Genomic DNA, 21,253 nt, shown 5'->3' on the forward strand with positions numbered 1-21,253 from the left:
GAGGGGCGGCGGCGCCGCCCCGTTCCGCGACGACAGGCCCCGTCGCCCGCAAGGCGGCGGGGTCTTTCATTGTGTCCGTGTCGGGAGAGCTTGCCGGCGGCTCAGCGCGATCCCGGCAGGCGGCCGTCGAAGCGGCGCGACCATTCCGCGAGGATGCGGTCGCGGTTCTGCGCCATCCAGGAGAAGTCGTTGCGCAGCATGCGCTCCTCGGCGTGGGGCGGGTAGTTGGGCGGCCGGTTCGTCACGTCGCGATGGGCGACCACCGCATAGAACTGCGCATAGAGCTCGTTGGCCCGGCGGCTCGCCGCCCAGTCGGCAATGCGGCGGGCGGCCTCGGCCTGGTGCTTGGGCCGGTCGCGGACCAGCGCAAAGGCCTCCATTTCCCAGCCGGCGCCGTCCTCGGGCACGATGACCTCGATGGGCGCGCCCATGCTCTTCTCGCGAGCGCCGCGCATGTCGAAGGACAGGCCCAGCACCCTTTCGCCGCGCGCCGCCTGGACGCAGGGCGCGCTGCCCGAGTGCGTGTAGAGCGCGACGCTCTCATGCAACTGCTCCATGAAGGCCCAGGCGGCCTCCTCGCCCATGATCTGGATCCAGCCGGCGACGAGCAGGAACCCGGTGCCGGAGGAGGCGGGATGGGGCATGACGATGCGCTGGCGCAGCGTGGGGTGGAGCAGTTCGCGCCAGCGGGTGGGAGCGGGGGCGCCGACCTTGCGCGCCTCGTCGCGGTTGAAGCAGATCGCCGAGACATAGGCGTCCATGCCCGTCCAGCGGTGGCGGGCCGATGAATCGCGGAAGGCCGGCTTGATCTCCTCGGCGTTGCGCGGCTTGTAGGGCTCCAGCATGTCGGCGGAGGCGAAGAGCAAGAGGCTCGTCGCGGCGAGGCCGAAGATCATGTCGGCCCGCGGGTTCGCCCGCTCGGCCAGCACGCGGGCGGTGATGACGCCGGTGGAATCGCGCACCCACCGGACCTCGATGTCCGGCAGATCCTTCTCGATCGCCTCCTTGAACGCCGCGAGCTGGTCAGTCTCGACCGAGGTGTAGAGCGTGACCTGCGTGCGCGCCTGCGCCTGCGCCTCGCCGCCGCCCAGCGTGAGCAACGCGAGGGCAAGGCCGATCCCCGCACGAACCCAGGTCATCGTCATCTCTGATCCCCCTCATGCCGGCCCGCGACCCATCCCCGCGGCCGCGACGCCGGAGAGTATCATTGTACAAGGATCGCCCGGAAATCGTTGACGTTGGTGTGTGACGGTCCTGTGACAACGAGGCCGTCCAGAGCAGCGAAAAATCCGAATCCGTCGTGGTGGTCGAGGAAGGCGCGGGGCGAGAGGCCCCGGGCTTCCGCAGCGGCGAGGATCTCCGGCGTCACCAGCGCCCCGGCATTGGCCTCGATGCCGTCGATGCCGTCGGTGTCGAGGGCGATGGCGTGGATGCGGTTCCGCAGTGTCGGCGACAATGGCTGGATGGCGGCGGCGAAGGCGAGGGCGAATTCGGAGTTGCGTCCCCCGCGTCCGATGGCGCGGTCCTTCGGCAAGGTCACGGTGGTCTCGCCGCCCGACAGGATCAGAAGCGGCGGCGCTGCGGGCAGGCCATGTTCCAGCACCGAGCGGGCGAGGGCGGCATGGACCTGCGCCACGTCGCGGGCCTCGCCCTCGATGGTGTCGCCGAGAATGAGGGTCGGCAGGCCCGCCGCCTCGGCGATGCGGGCGGCGGCGCGCAGGCTCTCCACAGGCCGGGCGATGAGGCGCACGTCGACGCCGGCTGTGAAGGCGGGATGGTCCGGCTTGACGCTCTCGCAGGCCGGGCTCTGGAGGTGCGCCATGACGGCGGCCGGCAGGTCCATGCGGTAGCGGGCGACGATGGCGAGGGCTTCCTCGCGTGTCGTCGGATCGGGCACCGTGGGTCCAGAGGCGATGACCGCAGGATCGTCCCCCGGCACGTCGGAAATGGCGATGGTGACGAGGCGGGCGGGATGGGCCGCCGCCGCCAGCCGGCCGCCGGCGATGGCCGAGACGTGCTTCCTGACGCAGTTCATGGCGGTGATGTCGGCGCCGGAGGCGAGGAGGGCGGCATTGACCGCCTTGAGGTCCTCGAGGGTCAGGTCGCCTCCGGGCAGGGCGAGCAGTGCCGAGCCGCCGCCGGAGATGAGGGCGACGACGAGGTCGTCGGCTGTGAGGCCCTCCAGCCGGGCGAGGATGGCGCGGGTGGCGTTGAGCCCGGCCGCGTCGGGCACCGGGTGGGAGGCCTCCAGGACGGCGATCCGCTTGCACGGGACGGCATGACCGTAGCGGGTGACGACCGTGCCCTCGAGCGGCGCCGGCCAGAGCTTCTCGAAGGCCTGGGCCATGCTGGCCGCGGCCTTGCCGGCACCGACCACGACGGTGCGGCCGGCGGGCACGTCGGGGAGGTGGTCGGCCATGCGGTCGGGCAGGGCGGCGGCGATGGCGGCGCGGCCGAGCGAGAGGAGAAAGGCACGGGGGTCTGCGGCGTAGGTCATGGGGCATGATTAGCGGGTGGAAGGGTTTTCGTCATGCCCTGCCACGGCAGGCGCGAACCGCACTCCGCCGTCCGGACACGCGCCTTGGCAGGATGGGGCATCCTCCCCTTCCCCCCACCCCCGTTTCGCCGGATTGCCGCCCTCGCGCACCTCCCCTAAGAGCTCAGGGCCATCGGAGACCGCCATGCTGTTCGAACTCACCGAGGAAGAGCTTCTCATCCGCGACACCGCGCGGAAGATGGCGGGGGAGATCGCCGCGCCGCTCGCCGCCGTCCTCGACCGGGGCGAGGGGCGCCCGCAGTTCCTCGAAAATCTGAAGGCCTTCGCCGAGGCCGGCTTCATGGCGGTGAACGTGCGCTCCGAGTTTGGTGGGACGGAAGCCGGCACGGCGGCCTTTGCTCTCGCCATCGAGGAGCTCGGCTATGCCTGCGCGGCGACCGGCGTCACCGCCTCCGTCACCAACATGGTGGCCGAGGTCATCCAGGCGGTGGGGTCGGAGGCGCAGAAGCGCGCCTATATCCCGAAGATCGCCGACGGCACCTATGCAGCGGCCGGCTTCTGCCTGACCGAATCCGGCGCCGGTTCCGATCCCGCCGGCATGAAGACCCGCGCCCGCCGCGACGGCGACCATTTCGTGCTCGACGGCGAGAAGATCTACATCACCTCTGCCGAGTATGCGGGCCTCTTCGTCGTCTGGGCGGTGACCAATCCGGAGGCGCCGAAGGGCAAGGGCATTTCCTGCTTCCTCGTGGAAGCGGGTACGCCCGGCCTCGTCATCGGCAAGGCGGAGAGGAAGCTCGGCCAGCACGGCTCGGCCACCAATACGGTGCATTTCGACGGCTGCCGCGTGCCGGCATCGGCGCTGATGGGCAAGCTCGACGACGGGTTCCGCATCGCGGTCGGGGAGCTTGCCGGCGGGCGCATCGGCGTCGCCGCGCTGTCGCTGGGCATCGCCCGCGCCGCCATGGACGCGGCCAAGGCCTACGTGAAGGAACGCCGCCAGTTCGGCCAGGCCATCGCCGATTTCCAGGGGATCCAGTGGATGGTGGCCGATCGCGAGACCGAGCTCGAGGCGGCGCGGCTCCTCATCCTCTCGGCGGCGGCGAAGAAGGACCGCGGCGAGCCCTTCGGCCGCGAGGCCTCCATGGCCAAGCTCTTCGCCTCCGAGGCGGCGGGGCGGGCCACCGACACCGCGCTGCAGCTCCACGGCGGCGCCGGCTATTGCGCCGACTATCCCGTCGAACGGCATGTGAGGGATGCGCGGATCACCCGCATCTACGAGGGGACGAGCGAGGTGCAGCGGCTTATCATCGCGCGGGAATCCTTCCGCCAATGAGGCCCGCATGAGCATCACCATCTACGGCATCGCCAAGTCGCGCGCGATCCGCAACCTCTGGGCCTGCGAGGAGCTCGGCCTCGCCTACACGCACGTGCCCGTGGTCTATGGTCCCGCGGGCTCGCGCAAGCCCGACTTCCTCGCCATCAACCCCAACGGCCGGGTGCCCGCGGCCGATGTCGACGGCGTCATCCTGTGGGAGTCCCTCGCCATCAACCTGCACCTCGCCCGCAAGGCCGGCGGGCCGCTCGCCCCGGAATCGGTGGACGAGGACGGGCTCATGACCATGTGGTCCATGTGGGCGGTGACGGAGGTGGAGGCGGCGGCGCTGGCGCTGATGCAGCACGAGACGCTGAAGCCCGAGGCCGAACGCGACCCGGGGGTGGTGGCGAAGAGCACGGAGACGCTGAAGGCTCCGCTCGCCGTGCTGGAGGGCCATCTCGCGAGCCATGGCGGCCACCTCGTCGGCAACCGCTTCACCATCGCCGACCTGAACGTGGCGTGCTGCGTCTTCTACCTGCGCTTCTCGCAGCTCCTCGCCGACAAGCCGGCGATCAGGGGCTGGTACGAGGCGGCCATGGCGCGGCCGGCGGCAAGGAAGGCGTTTGCGCTCAGAGGGGATTGAGGGGCCTCTTCTGGAGCGACGGCTGATCCGGCGGGCTTGTTCCGGCCCCCCACCCCTGACCCCTCCATGCCCGCGATCTTCGCCAGCTCTCTCGCACTCTGTGCATCCGCCCCGCATTTCCGGCGCTTCCCGCCCCGCGTCGCTGCCGCTAAGGTCCGCGCCGAACCAGGCTGCGGGCGAACGCGGCCGGAAGCGATCCGAGGACCTCATCCATGCGCGCTGAAACCGTCACCCGCACCGGCGGCCAGATTCTGGTGGACCAGCTCGTCGCCCAGGGCTGCGACCACGTCTTCTGCGTGCCGGGCGAGAGCTATCTCGCGGTGCTCGACGCGTTGCACGACGCGAAGTCCGCCGTCACCATCTGCCGGCAGGAGGGCGGCGCCGCCATGATGGCGGAGGCCTATGGCAAGCTGACCGGCCGCCCCGGCATCTGCATGGTCACGCGCGGCCCCGGCGCCACCAATGCCTCGCCCGGCCTGCACATCGCCCAGCAGGATTCGACGCCGATGATCCTCTTCGTCGGCCAGATCGAGCGCGGCATGCGCGGCCGCGACGCCTTCCAGGAGATGGACTACACCCAGTTCTTCGGCGGCATGTGCAAGTGGGTCGCCGAGATCGACGACTGCGCCCGCATCCCCGAGATGATCGCCCGCGCCTATGCCACGGCGATGCAGGGCCGCCCGGGCCCGGTGGTGCTGGTGCTGCCCGAGGACATGCTGACCGAGAGCGCGGCCGTCGTCGACGCGCCCTATGTCGAGGCCGCCGAGACCTGGCCGGGCCTCACGGACATGGCGAAGTTCCAGAAGCTCTTGTGGGCGGCGAAGAAGCCTGTGCTGCTGCTTGGCGGTTCGCGCTGGTCGGAGAAGGCGGTGTCCTCGGTGACGCGCTTCGCCGAGCGCTTCGACCTGCCGGTGATCTGCCAGTTCCGCCGGCAGATGCTGTTCGACCACACCCATCCGAACTATGCCGGCGACCTCGGCCTCGGCGGCAATCCGGACATGCTGAAGCTGATCAAGGAGAGCGATCTCCTCATCGCGATCGGCGGCCGGCTCTCCGAGATCGCCTCGCAGAGCTACACGCTCCTCGACATTCCCCAGCCGCAGATGACCTTCGTCCATGTCCATCCGGGCGCGGAGGAGGTCGGCCGCGTCTACCAGGCGCATCTGCCGATCCACGCGAGCCCGACGGCCTTCGCGGCCTCGCTCGAGGGCGTGCAGCCGCCCCAGGTCATCGCCTGGGCCGGCGCCGCCAAGGCGGCCCACGAGAGCTATCTCGCCTGGACCGGCAATCCGGCGCGCCTGCCGGGCACCTTCCAGTACGGCGAGGTCATGGCCTGGCTGCGCGACCGCCTGCCGGACGATGCCATCGTCTGCAACGGCGCCGGCAACTACGCCACCTGGGTCCATCGCTTTCTGCGCTTCCGCAAGTACGGCTCGCAGCTCGCCCCGACGTCGGGCTCCATGGGCTACGGCACGCCCGCCGCGGTCGGCGCCAAGCGCATGCACCCGGACAAGACCGTCATCGCCTTCGCCGGCGACGGCTGTTTCATGATGAACGGGCAGGAGTTCGCCACGGCCTGCCAGTATGACCTGCCGATCATCGTCGTCGTGGTCGACAACGGCATGTACGGCACGATCCGCATGCACCAGGAGCGCGACTATCCGACCCGCATCTCGGCGACGACGCTGAAGAACCCGGATTTCGCGGCGCTCGCCCGCGCCTATGGCGGCCACGGCGAGACGGTGCGCGAGACGGCGGAATTCGGCCCCGCCTTCGAGCGGGCGCTGGCCTCGGGCAAGCCGGCGATCATCCACTGCTTCCTCGACCAGCAGGCGATCACGCCGACGACGACCATCGAGGCCATTCGCGCCAAGGCGCTGGCGGGCAAGGCCTGAACCATGGCGCGCCTCTCCACCGTCGACATCCTGGGCAAGCTCGTCGCCTTCGACACGACGAGCCGCAACTCCAACCTGCCGCTCCTCGACTGGGTGGAGGACTATCTCGCAGGCTTCGGGATCACCGGCGAGCGCGTCTATGACGAGACGGGGCAGAAGGCGAACCTCTGGGTCACCATCGGCCCGAAGGACGTCGCCGGCTACGTGCTCTCCGGCCATGTCGACGTGGTGCCGGTGGACGGGCAGGACTGGTCGACCGATCCCTTCACGCTGGTGGAGAAGGACGGGCGCTATTTCGGCCGTGGCACCTGCGACATGAAGGGCTTCGTCGCCTCGTCGCTGGCGGCCGTGCCGGCCATGGCGGCGGCGCCGCTGAGGAAGCCCATTCACCTCGCCATCTCCTATGACGAGGAGGTCGGCTGCCGCGGCGTGCGCACCCTGCTCGCCGTGCTGAAGGACCGGCCTCTGAAGCCCGAGGCCTGTTTCGTCGGCGAGCCGACCAACATGCAGGTGGTCATCGCCCACAAGACCGGGCGGCCGATGCGCGTGACGGTGCGCGGGCTCGAGGCGCATTCCTCTCTCAGGCATCACGGCGTCAACGCCATCGAGGAGGCGGCGAAGCTCATCGTCAAGATCAACGCAATCGGCCAGAGGCTCGCCGCCCGCACCGATCTCGACCCGCTCTATTCCGTGCCGGTCTCCACGACCTCGGTCGGCGTCATCCGCGGCGGCACGGTGCGCAACATCGTCGCGGGAGAATGCGTCGTCGACTTCGACCTGCGCTGCGTCGCGGGCGACGACCCGCACGCCATCGTCGCGGAGATCGAGGCCTATGCCTACGAGGTGCTGGAGCCGCCGATGAAGGCGATCGCGCCGGAGGCCGGCTTCACCTTCCAGGAACTGGCGCTGGTGCCGGGCCTCGACACGGCGGCGGATGCCCCCGTTACCGTCCTCGCCAAGCGCCTGGCGGGCCGAAACGACCACGCCAAGGTCGCCTATGGCACCGAAGCGGGACTTTTCCAGCAGATCGGCATTCCCAGCGCCATCGTCGGGCCGGGCTCGATCGAGCAGGCCCACAAGCCCGACGAGTATGTGGAAGCCGCCGAGCTCGCCAAGGCCGACGCCTTCATGGAGCGGCTCATCGCCCATGCCGGCGGCGGCAATTGATCCGGATCAAGGCGCCCCCAATCCTCCCGCGACATGATGAGCCCACATCGTATCGGGCTCCATCCATTCGGGGGAACGGTGGAACCTGAGAAACCGGGCGGTCGCAGCGATGCGGCCGCCCGGCGCTTTTCGGGGCCATTTCGCCCGTTTTTCTTGGACCTCGCGGCCCCGATGGGGTAGAGACCCGTCCCGCCCTTCCGGCGGCGAGCGGAAGACATGAAGTTCCTCGATCAGGCCAAGGTCTATGTGAAGGCGGGCGCCGGCGGTGCCGGTTCCGTGTCGTTCCATCGCGCCAAGTTCATCGAGTTCGGCGGTCCGGACGGCGGAGACGGCGGCCGCGGCGGCGACGTGGTCGTCGAATGCGTCGACGGCCTCAACACGCTCATCGACTACCGCTACCAGCAGCATTTCAAGGCCAAGATCGGCATGCACGGCATGGGCCGCAACCGCGCCGGCGCGCGCGGCGCCGACGTGGTGCTGAAAGTGCCGGCCGGCACGCAGATCTTCGCCGAGGACGGCGAGATGCTGATCGCCGACATCACCACGGTCGGCCAGCGCTTCGTACTGCTGGAGGGCGGCAACGGCGGCTTCGGCAACGCCCATTTCAAGAGCGCCACCAACCAGTCGCCGCGCTACGCCAATCCGGGCCAGCCGGCGAAGGAAGCGACCATCATCCTCCGGCTGAAGCTGATCGCCGATGCGGGCCTCGTCGGCATGCCGAATGCCGGCAAGTCGACCTTCCTCGCCGCCACCACTTCCGCCAAGCCGAAGATCGCCGACTATCCCTTCACCACGCTGCATCCCGGTCTCGGCGTGGTGCGGGCGCGGGGCCGCGAGTTCGTGCTCGCCGACATTCCCGGCCTCATCGAGGGCGCCCACGACGGCGTCGGGCTCGGCGACCGGTTCCTCGGCCACGTGGAGCGCTGCCGTGTGCTGCTGCATCTCGTCGACGGCACGTCCGAGCATGCCGGCAAGGCCTACAAGATGGTGCGCAAGGAGATCGAGGCCTATGGCCACGGGCTCGCCGAGAAGCCGGAGATCGTGGCGCTCGCCAAGGTGGACGCCCTCGACCCCGAGACGCGCAAGGACCAGATGGCGCGCCTGAAGCGGGCAGCGAAGAGGACGCCGCTGGCGCTTTCGGCGACGTCGGGCGAGGGCGTGGAACAGGCGCTGGTCTCCCTGCTCGCCATCATCGACGAGGCCCGCGCCACCGAGCCGAAGCCGCCGGCGCCCGAGGACGACGTGCCGATGGAGACCGGCTGGCGGCCGTGAGCGCCTGAAGGCCGGCGCGAGAACGCACCAGACCTCATTGCCTCGTCATGCCCGGGCTCGTCCCGGGCATCCACGACTTGTCTTGAAAGGTGTCGTAGTCAAGTCGTGGATGGCCGGTAAAAGCCCGGCCATGACGGCCGAGGGCGCGCCTTGCCCGGTCGCCGTTCCGATGGTGGTGCGGTCCAACGGCCTCCCGATCCGTCCCCCGAAGGTCACCCCTTTTCCCGCCACGGTCACCGACTAAAGTCTGCGCCCCATCGCATGGAGGCGCGCCATGGCCCACGACCGCCGGATCCAGACCCTGTTCGGCATCGATCTGCCCATCCTGCAGGCGCCCATGGCGGGGGCCCAGGGGTCGGCCATGGCCGTGGCCGTGTCCGAGGCGGGCGGCCTCGGCGCGCTGCCGGGCGCGCTCCTCGGCGTCGAGGCCATGCGGACCGAACTCGCGCTGATCCGCCAGCGCACGGCGAAGCCGGTCAATCTCAACTTCTTCTGCCACACGCCGCCCGCCCCCGATGCGGCGCGGGAGGCGGCCTGGCGGGCGCGGCTCGCGCCCTACTACGCGGAACTCGGCATCGACCCGGCGGCGCCGATTCCCGCCTCCAACCGTGCGCCGTTCGACGAGGCCTTCTGCGCCGTCGTCGAGGAGTTCCGGCCGGAAGTCGTCAGCTTCCATTTCGGCCTTCCCGCCGCTTCCCTCCTCGAGCGGGTGAAGGCGACGGGCGCGAAGGTCGTCTCCTCCGCCACCACGGCCGACGAGGCGCGCTGGCTGGAAGACCACGGGGCCGACGCCATCGTCGCCCAGGGCTATGAGGCCGGCGGCCATCGCGGCATCTTCCTCACCGAGGATCTCGCCAACCAGCCTGGGCTCTTCGCGCTGCTGCCGCAGGTGGTCGATGCGGTGGAGGTGCCGGTGATCGCCGCAGGCGGCATCGCCGACGGGCGCGGCATCGTCGCGGCCTTCGCGCTGGGGGCGGCGGCGGTGCAGGTCGGCACGGCCTATCTGTTCACGCCGGAAGCCACCATCACGCCGATGCACCGCGAGGCGCTGCGGCATGCCAAGGACGACGGCACGGCGCTGACCAACCTCTTCACCGGCCGCCCGGCGCGCGGCCTCGTCAACCGGCTGATGCGGGAGGCAGGAGCCCTCTCGGCCGAAGCGCCGGCCTTTCCCACGGCCGGCGGCGCGCTGATGCCGCTCAAGGCGAAGGCGGAAGCCGGCGGGAGCGCGGATTTCTCCTCGCTGTGGGCGGGTCAGGCGGCGTCCCTCGGACGGGAGATGGGTGCGGGCGACCTGACGCGGACGCTGTGGAGCGAAGCGCGCGAGCGCATGCGGTCCTGACGGCGCCTACTCGTTCCCCATGGCCGACCGCGTAAACCGCTGGCGGATCCGCTGCAGCAACATGTCGCGCACCTGGCGATAGGCGTCGAGCCGCTGCTCGCGCGAGCCCTGCGCCAGGGTGGGGTCGGGGGTGGGCCAGTACTCGACGTCCATGTCGTTGGTGCGGGTGAGGTCGAGGGCGGTGTGGTGGGCGTCAGGGGCGAGGGTCACGACGAGGTCGAAGTTCAGACCTTCCCACTCTTCCAGCTCCTCCAGCGTCTTCGGCTTCGTCTTGCGGGTGTCGATGCCGATCTCGTCCATCACCGCGTCGACGAAGGGGTCGTGCTCGCCCTTGTGGACGCCGGCGCTCTCGACGAAGACGCGGCTGCCGTGGAAATGCTGCATGATGGCGGCGGCCATGGGCGAGCGCACCTGATTCATGCCGCAGGCGAAGAGCACGGCCTGGGGGTTCTTGCGCCGATCGGAGACCACCTCAGCCCTTCCAGTGCAGGACCGAGATCAGCGTGAACAGGCGCCGCGCGGTGTCGAAGTCGAAATCGAGCTTGTCCTTCAGCCGCTCGCGCAGGGTTTCCGACCCCTCGTTGTGGAGCCCGCGGCGGGCCATGTCGATGGTCTCGATCTGCGCCGGCGTGGCGGTGCGGATCGCGTCGTAATAGCTGTCGCAGATCATGAAGTAGTCCTTCACGATCCGCCGGAACGGCGTCAGCGACAGGATGTGCGTCACCACCTGCCGGCCGTCCTGATGCTTGACGTCGAGGACAAGCTTGCCCTCGGCCAGCGAGATGTGGAGCGTGAAGGGGCCGGTCTCCACGCCGACCGGGCAGAAGCTGTTCTCCTCGATCAGGTCGTAGATGGCGACCGCCCGTTCGTGCTCGATGTCGGCGGAGGAGCGGCCGATCGAGGCCTCGTCGATCGAGACCGCCACCAGGCGCCGGCCCATGATCACCGGGTCGTTGCGGTCCTTGGCCTCCCGATCGGTCATGGTGGTCCCTTCCTGGCGAGACGGTCAGTCGGAGCCACCGAGATTGAGGCGGATGGAGACGGAGCGGGCATGGGCGGCGAGACCCTCCGCCTGGCCGAGGGCGATGGCGGCGGGCCCGAGCGCCCGCAGCTGCTCCGGGCCGCATTTCAGCAGCGACGTGCGCTTCATGAAGTCGAGCACGCCGAGGCCGGAGGAGAAGCGCGCCGAGCGCGCCGTCGGCAGCACGTGGTTGGAGCCGCCGACATAGTCGCCGATCGCCTCGGGCGTATGGCCGCCGAGGAAGATGGCGCCGGCATTGCGGATCTGCGCGGCGAGGCCCTCGGCATCGGCGGTGATGATCTCGAGGTGCTCGGCCGCGAGACGGTCGGCGAGCGGCACGGCCTCGTCGATCGTGTCGACCACGATGACCGCGCCGTAGTCGCGCCAGCTCGCGCCGGCGATTTCGGCCCTCGGCAGGGTGGCGAGCTGCCGCGTCACCGCCGCCTCCACCGCGTCGGCGAGGGCGCCGTCGTCGGTGATCAGGAGGGACTGTGCCGCGGTGTCGTGCTCGGCCTGGGCGAGGAGATCGGCGGCGATCCAGTCGGGATTGGCGGTGCCGTCGGCGATGACCAGCACCTCGGACGGTCCGGCGATCATGTCGATGCCGACCTTGCCGAAGACCTGGCGCTTGGCGGCGGCGACATAGGCGTTGCCGGGGCCCATGATCTTGGCGACCGGACGGATCGTCTCGGTGCCGTGGGCCAGCGCAAAGACGGCCTGGGCACCGCCAACCCGGTAGAGTTCGTCGACGCCCGCCAGGTGGGCCGCCGCAAGCACCAGGGGGTTGAGCGTGCCGCCGGGGGCCGGAACCACCATCACCACCCGCGGGCAGCCGGCCACCTTGGCGGGAATGGCGTTCATCAGCACGGACGAGGGATAGGCCGCGGTGCCCCCGGGGACGTAGAGGCCGACAGCCTCGATGGCGGTCCAGCGATAGCCGAGCTCGACGCCGAGGGCGTCGGTGAAGCGGTCGTCCTGCGGTTTCTGGCGGGCGTGGTAGGCGCGGATGCGCTCGGCTGCGAGGCGCAGGGCGTCGAGCGTCGCCGGGTCGCAGGCGGCGATCGCCGCCTCGATCTGTCCCTCGGTGACGCGCAGGGTCGCCGGGGTCAGCATCAGCTTGTCGAACTTGGCGGTGTATTCGATGAGGGCTGCGTCGCCGCGCTGCGCGACGTCCTGGCCAATGGCGCGAACGACGTCGTTCACCTCTTCCGACACCTCGCGTTTCATGGCGAGGAGGCCGGCGAAGCGGGATTCGAAATCGACGGCGCTGGTCGAGAGGCGCAGGGGCATGATGGGCCTTTCCGGTCGATGCGAGGCATGGGCGAGGCTCCGCGTCGCGTCAAGTCCTGCGTCGGGTGCCGGGCTGCCGGCCGGGGCGCGAAGGGTCTTGATCGCCCGCCGGCCCGTCGTCATGGTGCCGCGCCAGGAGACAGCTATGGATACCAAGTCACAGCCGGGCGCCATGCCGGGCAACATCCCGGAGAACGCGCCGCAGCCGGCGGATTTCAAGCCGCTGGAATGGGCGAGAGACCTCCTGAGGACCATCCGCACCGCCGCGCTCGGGACGATCGACCGCAACACGGGCCATCCCGTGACGACGCTGACGACGGTGGCCACCGACACGGACGGGGCGCCGGTGATCCTCATCTCCAACCTGTCGAGCCACACGGCCAACCTGAAGGCGGATCGGCGCGCATCGGTTCTGCTCGCCCGCCACGGCAAGGGGGACCCGCTGGCCCATCCGCGCCTGACGGTGCTCGGCGCCTTCTCGCGGGTGGAGGACGAGGCGGAGGTGAAGCGGCTGAAGGCGCGGTTCCTCGCGCGCAACCCGAAGGCGCAGATCTACATCGACTTCCCCGACTTCAGCGTCTGGCGGATGGCCGTGGCGGCGGGCCATCTCAACGGCGGGTTCGCCCGCGCGGCCGACATCGCCGGTGCCGACCTGCTCATCGATGTGAATGACGCTGAGGGTTTGATCGCCGCCGAGCCGGGCGCCATCGCCCACATGAACGCCGACCATGCGGACGCCGTGTCGGTCTACGCCACGGCGCTGGCTGGCGAGGAGCCGGGTCCGTGGAAGATGTCCGGCGCGGATCCGGAAGGCTTCGACCTCGTCGCCGGCGACCGGACGGCGCGGGTGCTGTTTCCCCGGCGGGTGACCACCGGCGAGGACCTGCACAAGGTGCTGGTGCAGATGGTGCGCGAGGCCCGCGGCAAGGCGGCGTGAGGCGAGTGCAGCCGAGCGCTACGCCAGGTAGCCGCCGAGCACCTGGGCGACGATCTCCTCCGCCAGGGTCTCGCGATGGGCGCGGGTCTCGCCGGGGCGGGGCGAATACCAGACCGCCACCCAGTTGATGGCACCCAGGAGGGTGCGCATGGCCAGGGAGGGATCGAGGGCCTTCATGGAGCCGTCGGCAGCCCCCGCCGCGAAGGTGCGGCGGAAGGCGTCCTCGTAGCCGCGCCGGAGATTCATCAACTCCTCGAGGGTCGCCTTGTGCTCTTCGCTGGTCTCGCCGAAGCGGTAGAGGTCGACGCCGAGGGTCAGGTTCCGCTGGAAGGCCTGGGTCTCCATCATGCAGAGGATGTGGGCGCGGGACATGCGCCGGAGCCGGTCGGCGGCCGTGCCCGCGCCGGTCTCATGCACGCCCGCCTCGCGGATGAGGATGAAGATCGCCCGCCGGAAGACCTCGAAGAAGAGCTCCGGCTTGGAGCGGAAGTGGTGATAGACGCGCCCCTTGGTGGCGCCGAGCATGTCGGCGACGTCGTCCATCGAGGTCGCCTCGTAGCCGCGCCGCATGAAACATTCGGCGGCGGCGGCGAGCACCTCCTCGCGCCGGTCCGGTGAGACGAGATCGTTGGCGGCCGTGGGCTGCATGTCAGCCGGCATCCTCCCGAGCGGCACCGTTCCGGTGTCCGGTTGTTTCCCCGACCGGGTGTTAGCGCCGATCGCCCTCTGCCGGAAGGGGGAGATCCGGCATGCCGCCCGCGCCGGCCGGGGGGCTCGACAAGGGCCGGACAGGCGAACATACTCCGCAGTATGTCCTCGCGCGAGCGGGGCCGTCAACGATGCAACGATCGGCGGCCCGCCCATCGCGAGGTCGCCGCGGGAGGATGTTCATGGACGCCCTCGACGCCTTTCGGCGCGAGACACGCGCGTGGCTCGACGCCAACTGCCCCCCTGAGATGCGCACGCCGGTCGCCGGCGACGACGACATCTGCTGGGGCGGCCGCAACTGGACCTTCAAGTCCGAGGCCCAGAAGGTCTGGCTCACGCGCATGGCGGCGCGCGGCTGGACCGTGCCGGGCTGGCCGAAGGACTACGGCGGGGGCGGCCTCTCCCACGAGGAGGTGAAGATCCTCAAGGAGGAGATGCGGGCCATCGGCGCGCGCTCGCCGCTGGAGAGCTTCGGCATCTGGATGCTGGGCCCGGCCCTTCTCGCCTTCGGCTCCGAGGAGCAGAAGAAGGAGCACCTTCCGCGCATTGCCCGCGGCGAAATCCGCTGGTGCCAGGGCTATTCCGAACCCAATGCCGGCTCCGACCTCGCCTCGCTCCAGACCCGGGCCGACGACGGCGGCGACCATTTCGTCGTCACCGGCTCGAAGATCTGGACGAGCTATGCCGACAAGGCGGACATGATCTTCTGCCTGGTGCGGACGGATTTCGCCGCGCCAAAGCACCTCGGCATCTCGTTCCTGCTGTTCGACATGACCTGGCCGGGCGTCTCGACCAAGCCGATCCTGCTGATCTCCGGCAAGTCGCCGTTCTGCGAGACCTTCTTCGACGGCGTGAAGGTGCCAAAGGCGAACCTCGTCGGCACGCTGAACCGCGGCTGGGACATCGCCAAATATCTCCTCACCCACGAGCGTGAGATGATCGGTGGCGGGGGCGGAGGCCTCCTCGGCGGGCGCTCGCCGGGACAGGTGGCGGCGAGTGAGATCGGCACCGACGGCGAGGGCCGGCTCGCCGCCCCGTTCCTGCGGGCCGATGCGGCGCGGGCCGAGGTGGACGCGCTCGCCTTCGCGGCGACCATGACGCGCTACAAGGACGAGGCGGCCGCGGGCGGCAAGGGCGTCGGCGACAAGTCCTCGGTGCTGAAATATTACGGGACCGAGCTGAACAAGCGCCGCTACGAGCTGCTCATGCGCGCCGCCGGCCACGAGGGGCTCGAATGGGAGGGCGCCCGCACCAACGACGGCGAGCGACCGCGCGGCTGGCTGCGCACCAAGGCCAATTCGATCGAGGGCGGCACGTCCGAGGTGATGCTCGACATCGTCGCCAAGCGCCTCCTGCAACTGCCGTCCGCCTGAGGCCGCCATGCTTGTCCTGAACGACGACCAGGTGATGCTGCAGGATGCCGCCCGCGGCTTCGTCTCCGAGAAGGCGCCGGTGGCGGCGCTGCGCAGGATCCGCGATGAGAAGATCGCCGACGGCTTCGACCGCGGCCTCTGGCGCGCCATGGCCGAGATGGGCTGGACCGGCGTGCTCGTCCCGGAGGACCAGGGCGGCCTCGGCTTCGGCTTCGTGGGTGCCGGAATCATCTGCGAGGAGATGGGCCGCACGCTCACCGCCTCGCCCTTCCTCTCCACCGCCATGATGGCGGCCACCGCGCTGTCGCGGGCGGGATCGCCGGCCCAGAAGGAGCGCTGGCTCCCCGCCATCGTCGCTGGCGAAGCGGTGATCGCCACGGCCGTCGACGAGGGCCGCCGGCATGATCCCTCCGGCATCGCCATGCGGGCCGAGCGCCACGGCAACGGCTTCCGCCTCACCGGCACCAAAAGCTACGTGGTGGACGGCCAGGCGGCCGATGCGGTGCTCGTCGCCGCGCGCACCGGCGGCGCGGCCGGGGAGGCGGAGGGCATCAGCCTCTTCCTCGTCGATGCCAAGGCACGGAACCTCGCATCGGAGCGGCTCTCGACCCTCGATTCGCGCGGCGCTGCCGAACTCACCTTCGACGGCGTCGAGGTGACGGCCGACGACGTGGTCGGCGAGGTGGACGATGGCCACGGCCTCCTCGAGGTCGTGCTCGGCGCGGGACGCGCGGGCCTTGCCGCCGAGCTCTCCGGCAATGCCCAGGAGAGCTTTTCGCGCACCATGGCCTATCTGAAGGAGCGCAAGCAGTTCGGCCGCACCATCGGCGCCTTCCAGGCGCTGCAGCACCGGGCGGCCCATCTCTTCTGCGAGGTGGAGATCGCGAAGTCCGCGGTGCTCGCCGCGCTGCAGGCGCTCGATGCCGATCCGACCGGCGCCGCGCTCGCCGTCTCCGTCGCCAAGTCGAAGGCGTCGTCGGTGGCGCGCCTGGCGGCCCAGGAGGCGGTGCAGATGCACGGCGGCATCGGCATGACGGATGCCATCGACATCGGCCTCTTCATGAAGCGGATGCAGGTAGCCTCCACCCTCTACGGCGACGCCGATTTCCACGCCGACCGCGTCGCGCTGGCGCGCGGCTTCTGACCAGACGACGAGACGAGGACAGCATGGCAGAGCAGGTGACCATCGAGGAGCTGAAGGGCCGCGTCGGCCAGGAGGTCGGCGTGTCGAAGTGGTTCGACATTCCGCAGAGCGCCATCGACGCCTTCGCCGACCTCACCCACGACCACCAGTTCATCCACATCGACGTGGAGAAGGCGAAGGCCACGCCCTTCGGTGGCACCATCGCCCACGGCTTCCTCACTGTCTCGATGCTGTCCGCCATGGCCTATGACGCGCTGCCGGACATCGCCGGGCGCACCATGGGCGTCAATTACGGCTTCGACCGGCTGCGCATGATGAGCCCGGTCAAGGCGGGCGCGCGCATCCGCGGCCGCTTCGTGCTGAAGGCGCTGGAGTCCAAGTCAGCCCAGCAGCACCAGCTCACCCATGCCGTGACCGTCGAGATCGAGGGTGCCGAGAAGCCGGCGCTCGCCGCCGACTGGGTCACGCTCGCCTTCACGAACTGAGGACTTCCGCATGACCATTCGCTTCGACGGACGCGTCGCCATCGTCACCGGCGCCGGCAACGGCCTCGGACGCTCCCATGCCCTGGGGCTCGCCGCCCGCGGCGCCAAGGTGGTGATCGTCGATTTCGGCGGTGCCCGCGACGGCACCGGCGGCTCCTCCGCGGCGGCCGAGAAGGTCGTCGCCGAGATCAAGGCAGCCGGCGGCGAGGCCATGGCGCACGGCGCCAACGTCGCCGACTTCGCCCAGGTGCAGGACATGGTGAAGAAGACCATGGATGCCTGGGGCCGGATCGACATCCTGATCAACAATGCCGGCATCCTGCGCGACAAGACCTTCACCAAGATGGAGCTCGCCGACTTCGAGGCGGTGGTGGACGTGCACCTGATGGGCACGGTCAACTGCACCAAGGCGGTGTGGGACATCATGCGTGCCCAGAACTACGGCCGCATCGTCTTCACCTCGTCGTCCTCGGGCCTCTACGGCAATTTCGGCCAGTCCAACTACGGAGCCGCCAAGGCGGCCATGGTCGGCCTGATGAACGTGTTGCACCAGGAGGGCGCGAAGAACGACATCCGAGTCAACACGCTGGCGCCGACGGCCGCCACCCGGATGACGGAAGAGCTGATGACGCCGGAGACGCTGGCTCTGCTGACGCCGGAATCGATCACCCCCGGCGTGCTCTTCCTCGTCAGCGAGAAGGGGCCGTCGCGGACGATCCTCTGCGCCGGGGCGGGGGCCTTCGCCCGCACCATCATCTACGAGACCGACGGCATCTGGCTGGACGAGGCCGAGCGCACCCCCGAGACGGTCGCCGCACGGTTCGAGGACATCTCGAATCCGTCGGGCCAGAAGGCGCTGCAGGGCGCCTTCGAGCAGACCACCAAGTTCGCCATGAAGGCCGCGGCGGGCAAGGGCATCACCCTGCCGCCCCGCGGCTGAGCCAACCCCTTTTCAGGACCACGTCAGGAGAGACCCATGCGTGAAGCCGTCATCGTATCCACAGCCCGCACGGGCCTGGCGAAGTCCTGGAAGGGCGCGCTCAACAACACCCACGGCGCGGCCATGGGCGGCCATGCGACGAAGCACGCCATCGAGCGCGCCGGCATCGATCCCGGCGAGGTCGAGGACGTGATCGTCGGCTGCGCCACGCCTGAGGGCGCGACGGGCGGCAACATCGCCCGGCAGATCGCGCTCTCGGCCGGCTGCCCGATCACCACCTCGGGCATGACGATCAACCGCTTCTGCTCGTCGGGCCTGCAGACCATCGCCACGGCGGCGCAGAACATCATCGCGGGCGAGGCCGACATCTACGTCGCCGGCGGTGTGGAATCGATCTCGCTGGTGCAGAACCAGGCGAACAAGTCGAACTTCCAGGATCCGGGGCTGAAGGCGAAGAAGCCGGAAATCTACTGGTCGATGCTGCAGACGGCGGAGACTGTGGCCAAGCGCTACGGCATCTCGCGCGAGCGGCAGGACGAGTACGGCGTCGAGAGCCAGCTGCGCGCCGCCGCCGCCCGCCAGGGCCGCAAGTTCGACCAGGAGATCGTTCCCTTCACCACGAAGATGCTGAAGGCCGAAATGAACGACAAGAAGGAGGTCGTGCGCACCTGGGAGGAGGAGGTGACCCTCACCGAGGACGAGGGCATCCGCGCCGACACGACCTATGAGGGCGTCGCCAAGATCCGCCCGGCCCTCGAGGGCGGTGTCATCTCGGCCGGCAATGCCAGCCAGTTCTCCGACGGCGCCTCCATGGCGGTGGTGATGGAGGCGAAGCTCGCGGAGAAGCGCGGCCTCACCCCGCTCGGCATCTTCAAGGGCTTTGCGGTTGCCGGCTGCGAGCCGGACGAGATGGGCATCGGCCCCGTCTTCGCGGTGCCGAAGCTGCTCAAGCGCGCCGGTATGAAGGTCGAGGACATCGACCTCTGGGAGCTGAACGAGGCCTTCGCCGTGCAGGTCCTCTATTGCCGCGACACCCTCGGCATCCCGCACGACCGCCTGAACGTCAATGGCGGCGCCATCGCGGTCGGCCACCCCTACGGCGTCTCGGGCGCCCGCCTCACCGGCCATGCGCTGATCGAGGGCAAGCGCCGCGGCGCCAAGCACGTGGTCGTCACCATGTGCATCGGCGGCGGCATGGGCGCCGCCGGCCTGTTTGAGGTCGTCTGACCCGGACGATCCGCCGTCGTCCGTCCGTCGGAGATTACGGGCGGTGCGGCGGCGTGGCAGACTTCCCGTGCCGCAGCCATGCGGCACGGCGACGGCATGCGCCTGCCGATCAGCATTGCGAGGAGTTCTGCCTTGGCCACGCCAGCGGCGACGTCTGCCATGACCATCGACGAAGCGGCGCTCGGCGCCTATCTCGAGGCCCACTGGACGGGCTTCCACGGGCCGGTCAGGGCCGAGAAGTTCGCCGGTGGCCAGTCCAACCCGACCTTCATGCTGACCCATGCCGGCGGCCGCGCCGTGCTGCGCAAGAAGCCGCCGGGGCAGCTGTTGAAATCGGCCCATGCGGTGGACCGCGAGTACCGGGTGATGAAGGCGCTCGGCGCCACGCCCGTGCCGGTGCCGCGCATGCACGTGCTGTGCGAGGACGAGAGCGTCATCGGCACCGCCTTCTACGTGATGGAGTTCGTCGACGGTCGCATCATCTGGGATCCGGCGATCCCGGAGGTCTCGCTCAGCGACCGCACCGCCATCTACGACGCCATGAACGCGGCGCTGGCAGCCCTCCACACGGTCGATCCCGCGGCGGTCGGCCTCGCCGACTTCGGCCGGCCTGGCAACTACTTCGCCCGGCAGCTGTCGCGCTGGACCGAGCAGTACCGCGCCTCCGAGACCGAGCACCTGCCGGACATCGACCAGGTCATCACCTGGCTGGAGCAGAACCTGCCCGCCGACGACGGGCGCTCCTCGCTCGTCCACGGCGACTACCGCATCGACAACATGATCTTCGCCAAGGACCGGCCGGAGCTTCTCGCCATCCTGGACTGGGAACTCTCCACGATCGGCCACCCCTTCGCCGACATCGCGTATCAGTGCATGCACTGGCGGCTGCCGCATGCGGGTTCCTTCCGGGGCCTCGCCGGCATCGACCGCAAGGCGGTGGGCATCCCGACCGAGGCCGAATATGTCGCGCGCTACTGCGAGCGGACCGGCATCGACGGTATTCCCCGCTGGGACTTCTACCTCGCCTTCTCGCTGTTCCGCATGGCGGCGATCCTGCAGGGCGTGCTGAAGCGGGCGCTGTCGGGCAATGCCTCCAACCCCGAGCGCGCCATGCAGGTGAAGGACAACATCCCGATCCTCGCACGCATGGCCGTCGACGTCATCGAGAAGGGACCGTGATGACCGCTGTTCGCCGCTACGAGGGCAAGGCCGTCCTCATCACGGGCGCCGCGAGCGGCTTCGGGCGGCGCGCGGCGGTGCGTTTCGCCGAGGAGGGTGCCAACCTCGTCCTCGGCGACGTGCAGGAGGCTGGCCTCGCCGAGACCGCGCGGCTGGTGGAGGCGGCTGGCGGAAAGGTCGTCACGCGCTTGACCGATGTCGGCAAAGGGGACGCCGTCGCGGCTCTCGTGGCGGCGGGTACCGACGCCTTCGGCAGGCTCGACGTGGCGCTCAACAATGCCGGCGTCGCGCACGGCACGATGAAGCTCGTCGATACCGACGAGGCGGTGATGCGCCGCATGTTCGACGTCAACGTCATGGGCGTCTTCCACGGCATGAAGGCCGAGATCCCGGTGATGGAGCGGCAGGGCGGCGGGGTCATCCTCAACACCGCCTCGGTGGCCGGCGTCACCGGTGCGCCGCTCCTCGCAGCCTATGCCGCGGCCAAGCACGCGGTGATCGGCCTGACCAAGACGGCGGCCGCCGAAACCGCCCGCAAGGGCATCCGCGTCAATGCGATCTGCCCCGCCTTCGCCGACACGCCGATGCTGACGGAATCCCTCGCCCAGCCCGGCCGCACCCAGGAGGAGATGGTCTCGCGGCTCGTCCAGACTATGCCGATGCGGCGGGCCGGGACGGCCGACGAGATCGTCCAGGCCATGCTGTGGATCTGCTCGCCGGAGAACAGCTTCATGACCGGCCATGCCCTCGTGGTAGACGGCGGCCTGACGGCTCTGTGAACTGACCCGCGCCGTCCCTTCTGTCATATATGCTGT

General features: G+C 69.7%; 20 protein-coding genes. 14 read left to right on the forward strand and 6 right to left on the reverse strand.

Annotation, left to right across the window (positions count from 1 at the left end):
* Positions 1-101: 101 nt before the first annotated feature.
* Together ACT6XY_RS02780 and ACT6XY_RS02785 are read right to left on the reverse strand one after the other, a co-directional pair.
* On the reverse strand, positions 102-1,139 hold the full coding sequence (locus ACT6XY_RS02780; protein WP_444746801.1) for a putative 2-aminoethylphosphonate ABC transporter substrate-binding protein: 1,038 nt from the start codon (positions 1,137-1,139) through the stop codon (positions 102-104).
* Positions 1,140-1,204: 65 nt separating this feature from the next.
* Positions 1,205-2,497: a glycerate kinase type-2 family protein gene (locus ACT6XY_RS02785; RefSeq protein WP_444746802.1), complete on the reverse strand. Its 1,293-nt coding sequence runs from the start codon at positions 2,495-2,497 to the stop codon at positions 1,205-1,207.
* Between the two features lie 184 nt (positions 2,498-2,681).
* Here ACT6XY_RS02785 and ACT6XY_RS02790 point away from each other — a divergent pair, with 184 nt between their 5' ends.
* The 6 genes from ACT6XY_RS02790 (at position 2,682) to ACT6XY_RS02815 (ending at position 10,134) form a co-directional block, all read left to right on the forward strand.
* Positions 2,682-3,833 carry an acyl-CoA dehydrogenase family protein gene (locus ACT6XY_RS02790; RefSeq protein ID WP_444746803.1) on the forward strand — a complete coding sequence of 384 codons (1,152 nt, stop codon included), beginning with the start codon at positions 2,682-2,684 and terminating at the stop codon, positions 3,831-3,833.
* Positions 3,834-3,840: 7 nt separating this feature from the next.
* Positions 3,841-4,458 carry a glutathione S-transferase family protein gene (locus ACT6XY_RS02795; RefSeq protein WP_444746804.1) on the forward strand — a complete coding sequence of 206 codons (618 nt, stop codon included), beginning with the start codon at positions 3,841-3,843 and terminating at the stop codon, positions 4,456-4,458.
* A 212-nt stretch (positions 4,459-4,670) separates the two neighbouring features.
* A complete protein-coding gene (locus tag ACT6XY_RS02800; protein ID WP_444746805.1) occupies positions 4,671-6,353 on the forward strand; it encodes a thiamine pyrophosphate-binding protein in 1,683 nt (560 codons plus the stop codon).
* Positions 6,354-6,356: 3 nt separating this feature from the next.
* Entirely contained in the window at positions 6,357-7,520 is a 1,164-nt protein-coding gene (gene argE / locus ACT6XY_RS02805) for an acetylornithine deacetylase (protein ID WP_444746806.1), read from the forward strand.
* A 216-nt stretch (positions 7,521-7,736) separates the two neighbouring features.
* Positions 7,737-8,792 carry a GTPase ObgE gene (obgE, locus tag ACT6XY_RS02810; protein WP_444746807.1) on the forward strand — a complete coding sequence of 352 codons (1,056 nt, stop codon included), beginning with the start codon at positions 7,737-7,739 and terminating at the stop codon, positions 8,790-8,792.
* A 274-nt stretch (positions 8,793-9,066) separates the two neighbouring features.
* Positions 9,067-10,134, forward strand: coding sequence for an NAD(P)H-dependent flavin oxidoreductase (locus ACT6XY_RS02815; protein WP_444746808.1), 1,068 nt, complete (start codon positions 9,067-9,069; stop codon positions 10,132-10,134).
* 6 nt (positions 10,135-10,140) lie between these two features.
* Here ACT6XY_RS02815 and ACT6XY_RS02820 read toward each other — a convergent pair whose 3' ends face one another.
* Genes ACT6XY_RS02820 through hisD form a run of 3 tightly spaced genes read right to left on the reverse strand, consistent with a single transcriptional unit; the run spans position 10,141 to position 12,445 of the window.
* On the reverse strand, positions 10,141-10,605 hold the full coding sequence (locus ACT6XY_RS02820; RefSeq protein ID WP_444746809.1) for an arsenate-mycothiol transferase ArsC: 465 nt from the start codon (positions 10,603-10,605) through the stop codon (positions 10,141-10,143).
* A 1-nt stretch (position 10,606) separates the two neighbouring features.
* Positions 10,607-11,116 (reverse strand): UPF0262 family protein, encoded by a 510-nt coding sequence (locus tag ACT6XY_RS02825; protein ID WP_444746810.1) that lies wholly within the window; start codon positions 11,114-11,116, stop codon positions 10,607-10,609.
* Between the two features lie 24 nt (positions 11,117-11,140).
* Positions 11,141-12,445: a histidinol dehydrogenase gene (hisD, locus tag ACT6XY_RS02830; protein WP_444746811.1), complete on the reverse strand. Its 1,305-nt coding sequence runs from the start codon at positions 12,443-12,445 to the stop codon at positions 11,141-11,143.
* A 145-nt stretch (positions 12,446-12,590) separates the two neighbouring features.
* Between hisD and ACT6XY_RS02835 the strand changes: the two genes are divergently transcribed.
* Positions 12,591-13,382: a HugZ family pyridoxamine 5'-phosphate oxidase gene (locus ACT6XY_RS02835; protein ID WP_444746812.1), complete on the forward strand. Its 792-nt coding sequence runs from the start codon at positions 12,591-12,593 to the stop codon at positions 13,380-13,382.
* A gap of 18 nt (positions 13,383-13,400) precedes the next feature.
* Here the strand turns inward: ACT6XY_RS02835 and ACT6XY_RS02840 are convergent, their stop codons facing one another.
* Complete coding sequence (locus tag ACT6XY_RS02840; protein WP_444746813.1) at positions 13,401-14,030, reverse strand: TetR/AcrR family transcriptional regulator; 630 nt, start codon at positions 14,028-14,030, stop codon at positions 13,401-13,403.
* 242 nt (positions 14,031-14,272) lie between these two features.
* Here ACT6XY_RS02840 and ACT6XY_RS02845 point away from each other — a divergent pair, with 242 nt between their 5' ends.
* From ACT6XY_RS02845 to ACT6XY_RS02875, 7 genes are all read left to right on the forward strand, one after another.
* Complete coding sequence (locus ACT6XY_RS02845; RefSeq protein WP_444746814.1) at positions 14,273-15,463, forward strand: acyl-CoA dehydrogenase family protein; 1,191 nt, start codon at positions 14,273-14,275, stop codon at positions 15,461-15,463.
* A 7-nt stretch (positions 15,464-15,470) separates the two neighbouring features.
* Positions 15,471-16,607, forward strand: a complete 1,137-nt coding sequence (locus ACT6XY_RS02850) for an acyl-CoA dehydrogenase family protein (RefSeq protein WP_444746815.1) — start codon at positions 15,471-15,473, stop codon at positions 16,605-16,607.
* Between the two features lie 23 nt (positions 16,608-16,630).
* Entirely contained in the window at positions 16,631-17,092 is a 462-nt protein-coding gene (locus tag ACT6XY_RS02855; RefSeq protein ID WP_444746816.1) for a MaoC family dehydratase, read from the forward strand.
* Between the two features lie 10 nt (positions 17,093-17,102).
* Positions 17,103-18,032 carry an SDR family NAD(P)-dependent oxidoreductase gene (locus ACT6XY_RS02860; RefSeq protein WP_444746817.1) on the forward strand — a complete coding sequence of 310 codons (930 nt, stop codon included), beginning with the start codon at positions 17,103-17,105 and terminating at the stop codon, positions 18,030-18,032.
* 36 nt (positions 18,033-18,068) lie between these two features.
* The gene (locus ACT6XY_RS02865) at positions 18,069-19,259 is read left to right on the forward strand and encodes an acetyl-CoA C-acyltransferase (RefSeq protein ID WP_444746818.1); all 1,191 of its coding nucleotides are present in this window, start codon (positions 18,069-18,071) and stop codon (positions 19,257-19,259) included.
* 159 nt (positions 19,260-19,418) lie between these two features.
* A complete protein-coding gene (locus ACT6XY_RS02870) occupies positions 19,419-20,438 on the forward strand; it encodes a phosphotransferase (RefSeq protein ID WP_444746819.1) in 1,020 nt (339 codons plus the stop codon).
* A complete protein-coding gene (locus ACT6XY_RS02875; protein WP_444746820.1) occupies positions 20,438-21,217 on the forward strand; it encodes an SDR family NAD(P)-dependent oxidoreductase in 780 nt (259 codons plus the stop codon). The genes ACT6XY_RS02870 and ACT6XY_RS02875 overlap by 1 nt, the downstream gene beginning before the upstream one ends.
* The last annotated feature ends 36 nt before the right edge of the window (positions 21,218-21,253 follow it).

Origin of the sequence: Phreatobacter sp. (genome assembly GCF_052440005.1) — a bacterium.
Taxonomy (GTDB): Bacteria; Pseudomonadota; Alphaproteobacteria; order Rhizobiales; family Phreatobacteraceae; genus Phreatobacter.

Bases quoted from the DNA above. Each gene is read 5' to 3' on its own strand.
- ACT6XY_RS02780 (WP_444746801.1), bottom strand. From the start codon at position 1,139: ATGACCTGGGTTCGTGCGGGGATCGGCCTTGCCCTCGCGTTGCTCACG.
- ACT6XY_RS02785 (WP_444746802.1), bottom strand. From the start codon at position 2,497: ATGACCTACGCCGCAGACCCCCGTGCCTTTCTCCTCTCGCTCGGCCGC.
- ACT6XY_RS02790 (WP_444746803.1), top strand. From the start codon at position 2,682: ATGCTGTTCGAACTCACCGAGGAAGAGCTTCTCATCCGCGACACCGCG.
- ACT6XY_RS02795 (WP_444746804.1), top strand. From the start codon at position 3,841: ATGAGCATCACCATCTACGGCATCGCCAAGTCGCGCGCGATCCGCAAC.
- ACT6XY_RS02800 (WP_444746805.1), top strand. From the start codon at position 4,671: ATGCGCGCTGAAACCGTCACCCGCACCGGCGGCCAGATTCTGGTGGAC.
- argE (WP_444746806.1), top strand. From the start codon at position 6,357: ATGGCGCGCCTCTCCACCGTCGACATCCTGGGCAAGCTCGTCGCCTTC.
- obgE (WP_444746807.1), top strand. From the start codon at position 7,737: ATGAAGTTCCTCGATCAGGCCAAGGTCTATGTGAAGGCGGGCGCCGGC.
- ACT6XY_RS02815 (WP_444746808.1), top strand. From the start codon at position 9,067: ATGGCCCACGACCGCCGGATCCAGACCCTGTTCGGCATCGATCTGCCC.
- ACT6XY_RS02825 (WP_444746810.1), bottom strand. From the start codon at position 11,116: ATGACCGATCGGGAGGCCAAGGACCGCAACGACCCGGTGATCATGGGC.
- hisD (WP_444746811.1), bottom strand. From the start codon at position 12,445: ATGCCCCTGCGCCTCTCGACCAGCGCCGTCGATTTCGAATCCCGCTTC.
- ACT6XY_RS02835 (WP_444746812.1), top strand. From the start codon at position 12,591: ATGGATACCAAGTCACAGCCGGGCGCCATGCCGGGCAACATCCCGGAG.
- ACT6XY_RS02840 (WP_444746813.1), bottom strand. From the start codon at position 14,030: ATGCAGCCCACGGCCGCCAACGATCTCGTCTCACCGGACCGGCGCGAG.
- ACT6XY_RS02845 (WP_444746814.1), top strand. From the start codon at position 14,273: ATGGACGCCCTCGACGCCTTTCGGCGCGAGACACGCGCGTGGCTCGAC.
- ACT6XY_RS02850 (WP_444746815.1), top strand. From the start codon at position 15,471: ATGCTTGTCCTGAACGACGACCAGGTGATGCTGCAGGATGCCGCCCGC.
- ACT6XY_RS02855 (WP_444746816.1), top strand. From the start codon at position 16,631: ATGGCAGAGCAGGTGACCATCGAGGAGCTGAAGGGCCGCGTCGGCCAG.
- ACT6XY_RS02860 (WP_444746817.1), top strand. From the start codon at position 17,103: ATGACCATTCGCTTCGACGGACGCGTCGCCATCGTCACCGGCGCCGGC.
- ACT6XY_RS02865 (WP_444746818.1), top strand. From the start codon at position 18,069: ATGCGTGAAGCCGTCATCGTATCCACAGCCCGCACGGGCCTGGCGAAG.
- ACT6XY_RS02870 (WP_444746819.1), top strand. From the start codon at position 19,419: ATGACCATCGACGAAGCGGCGCTCGGCGCCTATCTCGAGGCCCACTGG.
- ACT6XY_RS02875 (WP_444746820.1), top strand. From the start codon at position 20,438: ATGACCGCTGTTCGCCGCTACGAGGGCAAGGCCGTCCTCATCACGGGC.